The sequence below is a fragment of the Virgibacillus salexigens genome (genome assembly GCF_000723585.1).
GTDB classification, from domain to species: Bacteria; Bacillota; Bacilli; order Bacillales; family Amphibacillaceae; genus Virgibacillus; species Virgibacillus salexigens.
The window spans coordinates 2,390,464-2,403,261 of the sequence record NZ_CCDP010000001.1; the positions used below are offsets into that span (position 1 = coordinate 2,390,464).

The window sequence follows — 12,798 nt, forward strand, 5'->3', positions numbered from 1 at the left end:
ATTATTTCCCCCTTATTGTGGTTCCAATAACTTCGCCTTGGACCACGCGTTTAATATTTCCTTCTTCCATGATTGAGAACACAACTAATGGGATATCATTATCCATACATAATGTGGAAGCAGTAGAATCCATGACACCGAGCCCTTCATTAAGCATTTCCATGTAAGATAGGTTTTCATACTTCTCTGCATCTTTATTAATCTTAGGATCGTCGGTGTAAACTCCATCCACATTATTTTTAGCCATTAAAATAACCTCTGCTTCTATCTCAGCAGCACGTAATGCTGCAGTTGTATCTGTTGAAAAGAATGGATTTCCAGTACCAGCAGCAAAAATGACAACACGCTTTTTCTCCAAATGACGAATTGCTTTTCTTCGTATGTATGGCTCTGCTACTTGTCGCATTTCAATTGATGTCTGTACTCTAGTAGGAATGCCAATATTTTCAAGTCCATCCTGAAGGGCGAGCGAATTCATGATTGTTGCCAACATTCCCATATAATCAGCAGTAGCACGATCCATACCCATTTCACTGCCAACTTTGCCACGCCAGATGTTGCCACCACCTACAACAATAGCAGTTTCTACACCTAGTTCTGCGACTTCTTTGACTTGATTAGCGATGGACTGAATTATTTTAGGCTCAATGCCATACCCTTCTTCGCCACTCAAAGCTTCTCCACTTAATTTAAGTACGATTCTACGGTAACGAGCTGTTGTCATAATAACCTCCATAGAAAATATTTTTTTGTAGTTGATTGTTTTGAGGATATATGGAGAAATAGGGAACAACAAACAAATGTGCTCCCTACCTGACCAATAATTTACTTTTTGATTTGATTCATTACTTCATCTGCGAAGTTTTCTTCTCGTTTCTCCATACCTTCGCCAACTTCATAACGAGTAAAGGTCTTCACAGAGGCACCTTTATCCGCTACGTATGTTTTCACTTTTTGATCAGGGTCTTTTACAAAGTTTTGATCGAGCAGACAAATTTCTTCAAAGAACTTGCCGAGACGGCCTTCAACCATTTTTTTAACAATTTTTTCTGGTTTACCTTCATTTAAAGCTTGCGTTTTCAGTACTTCACGTTCTTTATTGACTTCTTCTTCAGATACTTCATCACGAGAAACATAACGAGGATTTACTGCAGCTACATGCATAGCAACATCTTTAGCTACTTGATCATCCGTTGTTCCCTCTAGTAATGTAAGTACGCCAATACGTCCACCCATATGCAAGTATCCACCAAAGGCATCATTGTCTGTTTTCGTTAAGACAGTGAAACGACGAAGGGAAAGTTTTTCTCCAATTTTTGCAACTGCAGAATTAATAAAGTTTTCGACAGTTTCTCCGCTGCCTTCCATTTCTTGTTGCATCGCTTCTTCAACCGTATTTGGCTGTTTGTTAAGCAATTGTTTTCCTAAGTCATGAAGCAATTGTTTAAACTGATCATTCTTTGTTACGAAATCCGTTTCACAGTTTACTTCAAGTAATACAGCAACATTACCATCAACGGCGATGTGGGTAGCCCCTTCAGCAGCAATGCGATCTGCTTTTTTGGCAGCTTTAGAAATACCTTTTTCACGTAAATAGTCAACGGCTGCTTCAATATTTCCATCTGTTTCTTGTAGTGCTTTTTTACAATCCATCATTCCTGCGCCAGTTTTTTCACGTAACTCTTTTACTAATTTTGCAGTAATAGCCATTCAAAAATCCTCCTTAAGAAATAGACAATGTTTTCTTTAAAAAGGGTGATAAAAGGCTCTCATCCTCTTATCACCCTCACCTTTCAATTGAATTACTCTTGTTCAGTTTCAGAAGCAGTAGCTACCACTTGCTCTTCTTCAGCTTCAACTACTTCTGTTTCTTCTCCTTGTTTCACTTCTAAAATAGCATCCGCCATTTTTGAAGTCAAAAGCTTGACTGCGCGAATTGCATCGTCATTAGCTGGAATGACATAATCAATTTCATCAGGATCACAGTTGGTATCCACAATTCCGATAATTGGAATGTTTAACTTATGTGCTTCTGCAATCGCAATACGTTCTTTACGTGGATCAATAACAAACAACGCATCAGGTAATTTGTTCATTTCTTTAATTCCACCAAGGAATTTAACTAAACGATCTTTTTCTTTTAACAAATCAACGACTTCTTTTTTCGGTAGTACTTCAAAAGTACCGTCCTCTTCCATACGCTCAATGTCTTTTAGACGGTTAATACGTTTACGGATTGTTTGGAAATTCGTAAGTGTACCACCTAACCAACGTTGATTCACAAAGAACATTCCAGAACGCGTTGCTTCGTCGCGAACAGAATCTTGCGCTTGTTTCTTCGTTCCAACAAACAAGATGGTTCCGCCATCTGCAACAAGTTCCTTCACATAATTGTATGCTTCATCAACCTTCTTCACTGTTTTTTGTAGGTCAATGATATAGATTCCGTTACGTTCTGTAAAGATGTACTTTTTCATCTTTGGATTCCAGCGACGTGTCTGATGTCCAAAATGCACACCAGCTTCAAGCAGCTGTTTCATTGAAATTGCTGACATTAAAAATTCCTCCTAATTGGTTTTTATCCTCCGTTCAGATCATCTTCATAAACAGACCTTTCAATCAAAGGCACCCTAATTATAAATTACTGAACGTGTGTAATTACGTACTTGTTCTTTCTATGAACATAGTATTCACACCAAAAAATAATATATCATAATGCATGAAGGTTATCAAGTAGTAATGACAAATTTTCGTAATAAATGGCATTATTTAACGAATGGATTGGTGATACTGAAATTTAATTATCAATTCTGCCTCTGTTTTTCCACAATTTAACTCTCTAGCAATTTCAGTAATTGATTTTCCATTTGAATACATTTGTAATACTCTTGCTTGTAGCGAGGCTTCTACTTGATCCATTTCGCTTATAGGCAAGTCTATATTTTCTTCATTTGATTGTTCACCTGCTGCATCCGGGTTAGCAGCTATTTGCTCTTTCGAATAATTGGCCTCATTTGTAACTCCCTGTGATAGCTGTCTTTCTAGATGCTGATTTTCCGTTTTAATTTCATCTAGATAAGATGCCAATAGTGTTTGTAATTCATTGGCATTCACTTGTTGGGATCGACTTAACTTTAACAAATAATAGATGGTGATAAAAGAGATACCATGTAACAGAAAACTAATAATTAATAAGAATGAAGTCATTAAATCCTTCCCTTTGAGCTTTATTTCTATACTATTATGTGTAAACAAATTTATCGCAAGCGATTAAGATAAGGCTTGTATCTTTTGCAAAGTCGCTCGTAACTTTACGATCGATTTTTTGTGTATTTGTGAGATTCGAGACGTGGTTAATCCGAGTACTTGTCCAATTTCCGTCAACGTCAATTCTTCGTGATAGAAAAGACTAATAACCAGTTGTTCATTGTCATTCAACGAAGTAATTCCTTCCATTAATTCCTCTTTTAATTCATTTTTTAGTAATTCTTCCTCAGGAGTAGTTGCTGTGCCATCAGGGATCGTGTAACCAATTCCTTCTTTTAATTTTAGTTTCTGATCATTCGGTTTTTCTTCAATTGAAAGGATATTCGCTACAAGTGAGTCACGAATAGCAGCTTCTACTTCTTTAATTGACATTCCTGTTCCCTCTGCAATTTCTGCTACGCTTGGATTGTGATTTTTTTCCTGCTCTAATCGTTGAGATACTTGTTCAATTCTTTTGGTTTTATCCCGTAATGATCGCGGTAACCAGTCTTCCCTTCTCAATCCATCCATGATTGCGCCTTTAATTCGAAAAGAGGCATATGTATCAAATTTCAGTTCTCTGCTTACATCGAATTTCTTTAATGCATCGTATAGCCCAATTAACCCAAAACTCCTTACATCTGACTTTTGAACATTACTCGGCAAATGACTTGCAATTCTCTCCACATGGAAACTTACTAGATACATATATTTATCAATTAGCATATTAGCAGCATTTTGATCTTGATCATTTACCCAATAATCCCATAGTTTCTGTTCATGAAGAGTTTCATTTACGGTCATTCCATTCACTCCTCTTACAATATACTTAGCAATTATATATAGACAGCCTCACAATTTACCTTTCTTATCTTCAACTTACTTGTTGCTGGATCAAATTCTATCGTTCTTCCAGTGTTACCACCTACATCAGAAGAAATAATTGGAATATGAAGGTCACTTAATTGTGTTTGAACAGCTTCTGTATTCCTAGAACCAATACTCATTAAATTAGACCCTTTAGAGAACTGAAACATTTGCGCTCCTCCAGCAATCTTTGCCTTTAAATAATCTTTTCGGGCACCATTTGCCACAAGTTGATGAATTAAAGATTCAATAGCTGTATCCGCGTATTTATATGGGTTGGCATTACTTTGTCTAGCAAGCTTTGAATTGGGTAATAAGATATGCGCTAAGCCAGCCACTTGTATACCCTCATCATAAATCACTACTCCAATACAAGAACCTAGACCAGAAGTGCGTATTATATTCGGAACTGTTATAACATGTAAATCAGCAATGCCGACTTTAATTACATTCTCTGTTTTATTCATGTTCATTAATTCCTAAGGACTGAAATAGTTCATGGAATGCATCTGGATCGGGAACAAATAGAAAGCTACCGTTAATTTCATCCTGTAAAGTAGAAGGGTTCATTTTTGTATCAATAATAATCGCGCAGTCAGTAATTTGTGATAACTCTACTAAGCCTGCTGTTAATATTGCTCCAGCCATATCTAAACTAAAATAAGGGACAGATGGGTACATATTGATCTGTGTCAAATCAGATAAAGCTGATATATAAGCACCTGTTAGTATATTACCTACTTCTTCTAAGACCGAAATGGCTAATGTATTAGATGGCGAATCCGATAATTTCACTTCTGGCTTTTGAATGATCTCTTGAATTAAGTTTTCTGCTTCGTTAACCGATAAGATGAAATATACTGTTCCTGGTGCCTCCCCTTCTATTCGAAAAACAATTGCCGTTATAATTTCTTCAGGTCCGCCTATCAAACCCATTATTTCTTCATAATTCACCATTTTGATTACCGGGGCTTGCATGTCAATCCTTCTATTAACTAACTTAGAAAGAGAAGTTGCCGCATTTCCTGCTCCAATATTACCAATCTCACGCAGAACATCTTTTTGTAACATGGTTAAGTTTGATATTTCCATTTCTACTATCCTTCAACAGATTTTAATTCGTGAATTTCATCTTCTGTTAATACACTCTGTAAATCAAGAAGTATAAGTAGACGAGTTTCTAGTTTGGCTACACCTTCAATATAATCCGCATCAACGGACCCTATTACTTCTGGTGCTGGCTCTATTTCACTTTCCGGAATATCGATCACATCATTTGCTGCATCAACGATTAAGCCAACCTCCATGTCATCTACATAAACAATAATAATTCGTGTAGATTCATTAAAAGCGGATTCCTCCATCCCAAAGCGCAACCGCAAATCGATAATGGGCGTGACTACTCCTCTTAAATTAATGACACCTTTCACAAAATTTGCTGTTTGCGGAACTCTGGTAATGGGAATCATTCTTTCTATTGATCCTACTTGTAATACAGATACTGCATATTCCTCATTTCCTAGTTGAAAAACAATTACTTTTCGATTACTCATTACTTCATTTTCCATGTTAATCCCTCCATCTTATTTAATTAAAGAGTTACTATCAATAATTAGAGCAACTTCCCCATCTCCAAGAATGGTTGCTCCTGAGATAGCGAATGTATTGGATAAATAGTTTCCTAATGATTTTAGTACAACTTCTTGCTGTCCAATAAAGGAATCGACAATTAACCCTGTCAACTTCTCCCCTTTTTTAACAATTACTACAGAAAGGTACGGGTCTTCTTCATCTGTAGTAGGTACCTCAAAAATATCATTAAGAAAAGAAAGCGGGACGACTTTCCCACGAAAGTCAATTACTTTTGTGTTATGTGCATGCATAATGTCATCTCGATGTATAATTGCCGTTTCAATAATTGAGGATAGTGGTATCGCATATTTTTCTTGTTGCAATTCAATCAGTAAAACGGAAATGATTGAGAGTGTTAATGGCAGCTGAATGGAGAATGTCGAACCTTGATTTTGCTTAGCATCGATTTGAATTCGACCGCCTAATGACTCAATCGTATTCTTAACCACATCTAGCCCCACACCTCTTCCTGATATATCTGAAACTGTATCAGCTGTAGAAAATCCGCTAGCCATAATTAACTCAAACACCTGTTGATCCGTTAATAATTCAGCTTGATTTTCTGTAATAATCCCCTTCTTCAATGCTTTTGATAAAACTTTCTCCTTATTAATGCCGACCCCGTCATCTTTTATCTCAATAAATACATGATTTCCACTATGATATGCTTCTAGCTTTATGGTTCCTTTTTCTTGTTTCCCTTTTGTTAGTCGCTCTTCAGGCTTCTCAATACCATGGTCAATTGCATTTCGAATTAAATGAACCAAAGGATCCCCAATCTCATCAATGACGGTTCGATCTAATTCTGTTTCTGCACCAATAATTTCTATGTCCACGTCTTTCTGTAAATCTCTTGCTAATTGTCTTATCATTCTTGGGAATCGATTAAATACTTGTTCAATTGGCACCATACGCATCGTTAGGATAATATTTTGTAAATCATTCGATACACGTGACATATGTTCTACTGTTTCTTGTAAATCAGCATGTTCTAAATCAACTGCTAATTGCTCTAATCTTCCTCGATCCACAACAAGTTCTTCAAATAAATTCATTAGTATATCTAATCGTTCAATATTTACACGGACTGTTTTATGCGTAGCAGTCTTCGTCTGGTTCTTTGTCCCATCAGTGATATCCTTGGTTGTCTCTTTCTCTTGATTTCTCAGTTCCTTCGACTTTTCCAGATTTTCTTCATAAGCTGTAACAGAGAAAGGACAAACATCCACTTTTTCAATCTCCGAGACTTTGTTGATACTGCTCGCAATATACGCTTTTGAATGTTCCGATATGAATAAAACGGTAAATGATTGATCGAATTCCTCTTCTTCTAACTGATTAACACTAGGCTCCGATTTAATAATCTCTCCCATTTTTTCGAGTACCTCGAAGACCATAAATACTCTCGCACCTTTTAATAAACAGTCTTCTCTTAATGTTACTGTTATTTCAAAATTCGTATATCCACGATCAGCTGATTCTTTTAATATGGTTAACTCAAATTCATCTACTTCCTGCAAATATTGCTTCTTTTTTTCAATGGTTGATGTTTTACTTGTACTGGATATTGTCACTGCTTCATCTGTTTCAATCCGCTTTAATTGATCAACAATTTGTTCTACATTACGGGATCCATCTCCCCCAGTAGAAATATGTTCTACCATTGCATTCAGATGATCAACTGCATCAAATAAAATATCAATTACTTCGGCATTGACGACTACGTTGCCCTCTTTAATTGCATCAAACACATTTTCTAACTTGTGTGTTAAATTAGCTAGATCATTGTAACCCATCGTGGCAGACATCCCTTTTAATGTATGAGCAGCACGAAATATTTCTTCAACAATCGATTTATCCTGCGGTTTCTTTTCTAACACTAATAATTGATTATACAAAACTTCTAAGTGTTCGTTACTTTCATCAATAAAGACACCCAAGTATTCCGTTGTATCCACCTATTTCCCCTCCATTTATACTAATTTGGTAATTAACCTACTTATTTCTAGTAAAGGCAATTCTTGATTAACTAAATTTGTCCGAACCGCTGCTTTTGGCATTCCATGTACAATCGCCGTCTCTTCAGACTCCGCGATAACCATCGTGTTTTCGTCTGTTTCCTTTAATTTTTTTATTCCTTTCGTCCCATCACTTCCCATTCCCGTTAGAATAATCGCTAGTTTATTCACGCTTTCTATTTCAGCAAGCGAATGAAATAACGTATCAACAGCGGGACGATGTCCATTTACCACCGCTTCTTTCGTAAGAACAATTGAGGTAGTTGCTCCAACGACTTTAAGTTTCATATGTAAATTACCAGGTGCTATATATACGGTGCCATTCACTATAACTTCACCGTGAATCGCCTCTTTTACCTTCAGTGCAGATGATTGATCTAATCGTATGGCAAGTGACTTTGTAAACCCCGCAGGCATATGTTGTACGACAAGGATCGGAGCATTAATTGTTGCTGGTAAACGAGCGATAATTTGTTGTAACGCTCGCGGGCCGCCAGTAGAAGTTCCGATTGCTACAATATTTTTTTTGTAGTTCGTAGAGAATGCTTCTAATTTTGAAACAGTCATTCTATTGTTTTTACTTCGTTCACCGACTGGAAAGGTTATTCTTGAAGCCATAACCACTTTTTGAATAATATCTTGTTTCATTGACTCAATATCTAAAGATATTGGACCAGAAGGTTTTTCGATAAAATCTACTGCGCCACTTGAGATGGCTTGGACTGTTTGTTTCGTAGAATCATTCGTAGCACTGGACAACATAACTACAGGGACTGGATATAGATTCATCAACTCCTTTAGCGTTGTAATCCCATCCATAATTGGCATCTGAATATCCAGCGTGACAACATCAGGGCGCAGCTCTTTTACTTTTTTAAGCCCATCCTCTCCATTTCTAGCTGTACCAACTACTTCTATTCGATCATCGCTGTGTAACATGTCTGTAAGGACCTTACGCATAAACGCAGAATCATCAATAATAATAACTCGTATGAAGTGCATATAAGATTACCTTTCTTTCACGATCTGTTTTAACTTCTGTAAAAAAGAGGAGGAAGTGAAATCCTGTCTATTATTCTGTGTTTTAAGATAATCGCCTGCCATTTTCCTCATCGCTTTAGAAATAGTAGACCTTTCTTTTTCAACGAAAAACGGTGTCTGGTTAATAACTGCCTGATTTACCGTTTTATCATATGGAAGTACACCTAATGCACCAATTTGAACATGAAGAAATTGATCGACAACCTTTGTAAACCGTTCTAACAGCTTCCAACCTTTGTTCCCTGATTGGGAGCGGTTCATTATAACCTGTATAGGAATGGTATGATTATAATGAAGAATATGTTTTATCATACTGTATGCGTCAGTAATAGCTGTTGGTTCTGGTGTGGTTACAATAAAACATTCGTCTGATGCTAACACGAAAGACATTGCATCCCGGGTGACTCCAGCCCCCATATCGAATATAACGTAATCATAAAGACCTATAACTTGGCCATATTGATTGAAAAACAGTTGTTTATGATGATCCTTCATGGAAAAAATAGAAGATAAACCTGAACCTGCTGCGATATAGTCAAGGTTTCGGGGGCCGGTCTGAATAATTTCAAAAAGAGAAAGATTATCCTCGAACATATCAATCATTGTTTTTTCTACCTGCAACCCCAATAAAATATCAATATTCCCCATTCCTATATCCATATCAACAACCAGAACTTTTTTACCGCTCTCTATTAGCGCCAAGGAGAAATTAACGGTTATATTCGACTTTCCAACTCCATCTTTTCCGCTTAGTACAGCTATCGTTTTTGAGTTATACGGTTGGTTGAACGTTTGCATCTTTTGACGAAGTATCGCCGCTTGATCATGTTTCATTATGTTCACCTAAGATAAAGTTGGAGATCATTTTGGCATCAGGTCGCGTTATGTCATCAGGTACATTTTGCCCGTTCGTAATATAGGCAATCCCTATTTTTCTTCCTAAAGTAATATTTAATAAACTTCCATATTGTCTCGTCTCATCCATTTTCGTAGCAATAACTGCTTTTATTGCGATACTTCTGAATTGATCATAGATATCTAGAATGTCCTTTGGTTTAGCGGATAAGGATAATACTAAAAATACTTCGGATGCTTCGTTCGTTGGTAAACTTTCTTGGAAGTTAATTACATCTTGATCATTTCGAAAATTCCTACCTGCAGTATCAACAAATATGAGATCATAGGCAGCGAATTTCATAATCGCTTTTTGTAATTCTTCATTTGAATACGCTACTTCTAAAGGTACATTTAATAATTGAGCATACGTTTTTAATTGTTCTACAGCAGCGATTCGATACGTATCTGTTGTTATAAAGGCAATACTTTTATGCTCCTGTAATTTGGATGTTGCAGCAATTTTTGCTAATGTTGTAGTTTTGCCAACACCAGTTGGCCCTACAAAATAGATAATTTGACTTTGTTCTGATATACCTTCAAAATGAGTGGATTGCAACCGCCTTTCAATCTCCTTATTCACTTCTTCAGCAAGCTCAGAAGATGAATGATGGATCTTTGCTGTTTTTTCTCGCTCGATAACTGCTTCCATGATGGAGGTTGCTATTTCAACCTCAACTTCTTGCTCAAGTAATTGATTATATACTACTTGAAAATCAACTGGGTATTGGATACCTTGAAGCGAAGATTGAAATAAAAGCTTTTTTACTTGTTGTAATTCCTCTAATACATTTGAGTTAGATTCTTGTTTTGGTTCCTTCGCCTGCCGTTTCTCTGCAGTCAATCCTTCTTGACGGGTTTGGTTATAAATCAGCGGGTCAGAATCTTTCGCAGCTACAACTTCAATTTTCGTTTTTTTGCCAAGCCCAAAGATACGGCTCCCCCGCTTCACCTCTCGAGAATGTAGAATAACTGCGTCCTTACCTAACTCTTTTCTGATTTGTTTCATAGCTTCCGGCATCGAATGAGCCACATATTTTTTCACCTTCAAGCAATATTCACCACCCCAACACTTTGTACTTGTACATTCGGTTCTAACTCATTAAAGGATAAGACAACCACCTGTGGTAAAAAGCGTTCGATTAATTGTTTTACATACATACGTACTGCTGGTGAACATAGGAGGAGTGCATTTTCTTCTTGCAACGTTAGCTTTTCTACCTCTCCTTGTGTCTGCTCAATCAACTTCTGTTGGATATCTGGTTCCATTGATAAATAGCTGCCATGCTCTGTTTGCTGAATACTATCAGCGATTGCCTTTTCAGCCTGCGCTGACAGTGTCACTACTTTTAGGCTTTTATCTGCTTCGGTATACTGCTTGGTAATCTGTGCAGATAAGGATTGCCTGACATACTCTGCTAGTAATTCGGTATCATTCGTTAACTTTGAAAAATCTGCAAGTGTTTCAAAAATGATAGGTAAATTTCTTATGGAAACTTTTTCTTTTAATAATTTGCTTAATACTTTTTGTAATTCGCCCACTGCTAAGGGCTCTGGGGTTACTTCTTCTACCAAAATTGGAAAAGATTCTTTTAAATGATCAATTAACTGTTTTGTTTCTTGTCTACCTAGTAGCTCATGCGCATGTTGTTTAATTACCTCGGTTAAATGAGTCGATACAACGGACGGTGGGTCTACTACGGTGTATCCCGATAATTCAGCTTCATCCTTTACCTCTTCATTTATCCATTTTGCAGGAAGACCAAAAGCTGGTTCTGTTGTGTTTACCCCTTCCATGTCATCATTTTCAATATCAGGTGCCATGGCTAAATAATGATCAAGTAGCAATTCACCATGAGCGACTTCATTGCCCTTAATTTTAAGACGATATTCGTTTGGATTTAACTGAATATTATCTCTAATTCGTACGACCGGTATTACAATTCCTAGTTCAATTGCTAATTGCCTGCGAATCATGACAATTCGATCAAGCAGATCTCCACCCTGGTTCGCATCTGCAAGCGGGATTAATGAATAGCCAAATTCAAACTCAATTGGATCCATATTTAATAAATGTACGACATTTTCTGGAGACTTCATCGCAGAGCTCTCTGTCTGATCCTCTTCCTCTACATCAGGTTGAATAACTGTTTCAGATTGTTTTAATAACATGTATCCGCTTAAAGCGAGTAAACCAGCTAAGATCGTTGTTAAAAAGAAATTAATTGGCGTTAAACCTAGTAAAAAGACGGTACCCGCAGCAATAAATAATAACTTAGGATATTGCATAAGCTGTCCAGTAACATCCGTACCTAAATTGCCTTGTCCAGCCGTTCTGGTCACCACAATACCCGTAGCAGTAGAAATAAGAAGTGCTGGTATTTGACTAACTAAACCATCCCCTACGGTCAAACGCATAAAGGTATTAATCGCTTCTTGAAATGACAGATCCATTTGAACCATACCGATAATTAATCCAAAAATAATATTAATTAAAACGATAATAATACCTGCAATAGCATCCCCTTTAACAAACTTACTGGCACCATCCATGGACCCATGAAAGTCCGCTTCTTTCTCTATTTTTTCACGGCGCTCCTTTGCTTGTTGTTCTGAGATTAACCCTGCATTTAAATCAGCATCGATACTCATCTGTTTACCTGGCATCGCATCTAAAGTGAAACGCGCAGCAACTTCAGAAACTCTCTCTGATCCTTTGGTAATTACAAGAAATTGAATAATCACTAAAATAACAAAAACAACGAACCCAACAAGGGGGTTTCCACCTATAACAAAAGAACCGAATGTATCAACAACACCTCCAGCATCTGCCTCCGACAAAATGGATCGAGTGGTCGAAACATTCAGACCTAAACGAAATAATGTTAATAGCAAAAGAAGTGTTGGAAATACAGAAAACTGCAGAGCTTCTTGTGTATTCATTGATACTAAAATTACAATAAGTGCCAAAGAAATATTACATAGAATAAGTACACTTAGCATCCATCCTGGTAATGGAATAATTAACATAATAATAATTAAAATAACACCTAAAAGGACGGATAAGTCTTTTGCTTTCATTGAGGTCTCTCCTTAATGC

At 36.8% G+C, this 12,798-nt stretch carries 13 protein-coding genes; all 13 read right to left on the reverse strand.

The window, feature by feature from the left end; translation table 11 throughout:
* Position 1 precedes the first annotated feature (1 nt).
* On the reverse strand, positions 2-724 hold the full coding sequence (gene pyrH / locus BN990_RS11445) for a UMP kinase (RefSeq protein WP_021291548.1): 723 nt from the start codon (positions 722-724) through the stop codon (positions 2-4).
* A gap of 101 nt (positions 725-825) precedes the next feature.
* Positions 826-1,710 (reverse strand): translation elongation factor Ts, encoded by an 885-nt coding sequence (tsf, locus tag BN990_RS11450; RefSeq protein ID WP_038244261.1) that lies wholly within the window; start codon positions 1,708-1,710, stop codon positions 826-828.
* 92 nt (positions 1,711-1,802) lie between these two features.
* Complete coding sequence (rpsB, locus tag BN990_RS11455; RefSeq protein WP_021291550.1) at positions 1,803-2,555, reverse strand: 30S ribosomal protein S2; 753 nt, start codon at positions 2,553-2,555, stop codon at positions 1,803-1,805.
* Positions 2,556-2,769: 214 nt separating this feature from the next.
* A complete protein-coding gene (locus tag BN990_RS11460; RefSeq protein ID WP_021291551.1) occupies positions 2,770-3,207 on the reverse strand; it encodes a DUF6115 domain-containing protein in 438 nt (145 codons plus the stop codon).
* Between the two features lie 63 nt (positions 3,208-3,270).
* The gene (locus BN990_RS11465; protein WP_021291552.1) at positions 3,271-4,050 is read right to left on the reverse strand and encodes a FliA/WhiG family RNA polymerase sigma factor; all 780 of its coding nucleotides are present in this window, start codon (positions 4,048-4,050) and stop codon (positions 3,271-3,273) included.
* 32 nt (positions 4,051-4,082) lie between these two features.
* Positions 4,083-4,580: a chemotaxis protein CheD gene (locus BN990_RS11470; RefSeq protein WP_021291553.1), complete on the reverse strand. Its 498-nt coding sequence runs from the start codon at positions 4,578-4,580 to the stop codon at positions 4,083-4,085.
* Complete coding sequence (locus BN990_RS11475; protein WP_021291554.1) at positions 4,573-5,205, reverse strand: chemotaxis protein CheC; 633 nt, start codon at positions 5,203-5,205, stop codon at positions 4,573-4,575. Before BN990_RS11475 ends, BN990_RS11470 begins: the two co-directional genes overlap by 8 nt.
* Positions 5,206-5,210: 5 nt before the next feature.
* A complete protein-coding gene (locus BN990_RS11480) occupies positions 5,211-5,681 on the reverse strand; it encodes a chemotaxis protein CheW (RefSeq protein WP_021291555.1) in 471 nt (156 codons plus the stop codon).
* 15 nt (positions 5,682-5,696) lie between these two features.
* Positions 5,697-7,703 (reverse strand): chemotaxis protein CheA, encoded by a 2,007-nt coding sequence (locus BN990_RS11485; protein WP_038244276.1) that lies wholly within the window; start codon positions 7,701-7,703, stop codon positions 5,697-5,699.
* A gap of 15 nt (positions 7,704-7,718) precedes the next feature.
* The gene (locus BN990_RS11490) at positions 7,719-8,765 is read right to left on the reverse strand and encodes a protein-glutamate methylesterase/protein-glutamine glutaminase (RefSeq protein ID WP_021291557.1); all 1,047 of its coding nucleotides are present in this window, start codon (positions 8,763-8,765) and stop codon (positions 7,719-7,721) included.
* A 6-nt stretch (positions 8,766-8,771) separates the two neighbouring features.
* A complete protein-coding gene (locus BN990_RS11495) occupies positions 8,772-9,638 on the reverse strand; it encodes a MinD/ParA family protein (protein WP_038244279.1) in 867 nt (288 codons plus the stop codon).
* A complete protein-coding gene (flhF, locus tag BN990_RS11500) occupies positions 9,628-10,743 on the reverse strand; it encodes a flagellar biosynthesis protein FlhF (RefSeq protein WP_232620909.1) in 1,116 nt (371 codons plus the stop codon). The genes BN990_RS11495 and flhF overlap by 11 nt, the downstream gene beginning before the upstream one ends.
* A 2-nt stretch (positions 10,744-10,745) precedes the next feature.
* On the reverse strand, positions 10,746-12,779 hold the full coding sequence (flhA, locus tag BN990_RS11505; protein ID WP_021291560.1) for a flagellar biosynthesis protein FlhA: 2,034 nt from the start codon (positions 12,777-12,779) through the stop codon (positions 10,746-10,748).
* Positions 12,780-12,798 lie beyond the last annotated feature (19 nt).

Coding starts and splice junctions, on each gene's coding strand:
- tsf (WP_038244261.1), bottom strand. CDS start 1,710: ATGGCTATTACTGCAAAATTAGTAAAAGAGTTACGTGAAAAAACTGGC.
- BN990_RS11495 (WP_038244279.1), bottom strand. CDS start 9,638: ATGAAACATGATCAAGCGGCGATACTTCGTCAAAAGATGCAAACGTTC.
- pyrH (WP_021291548.1), bottom strand. CDS start 724: ATGACAACAGCTCGTTACCGTAGAATCGTACTTAAATTAAGTGGAGAA.
- flhA (WP_021291560.1), bottom strand. CDS start 12,779: ATGAAAGCAAAAGACTTATCCGTCCTTTTAGGTGTTATTTTAATTATT.
- BN990_RS11490 (WP_021291557.1), bottom strand. CDS start 8,765: ATGCACTTCATACGAGTTATTATTATTGATGATTCTGCGTTTATGCGT.
- BN990_RS11475 (WP_021291554.1), bottom strand. CDS start 5,205: ATGGAAATATCAAACTTAACCATGTTACAAAAAGATGTTCTGCGTGAG.
- BN990_RS11465 (WP_021291552.1), bottom strand. CDS start 4,050: ATGACCGTAAATGAAACTCTTCATGAACAGAAACTATGGGATTATTGG.
- BN990_RS11480 (WP_021291555.1), bottom strand. CDS start 5,681: ATGGAAAATGAAGTAATGAGTAATCGAAAAGTAATTGTTTTTCAACTA.
- BN990_RS11470 (WP_021291553.1), bottom strand. CDS start 4,580: ATGAATAAAACAGAGAATGTAATTAAAGTCGGCATTGCTGATTTACAT.
- rpsB (WP_021291550.1), bottom strand. CDS start 2,555: ATGTCAGCAATTTCAATGAAACAGCTGCTTGAAGCTGGTGTGCATTTT.
- BN990_RS11460 (WP_021291551.1), bottom strand. CDS start 3,207: ATGACTTCATTCTTATTAATTATTAGTTTTCTGTTACATGGTATCTCT.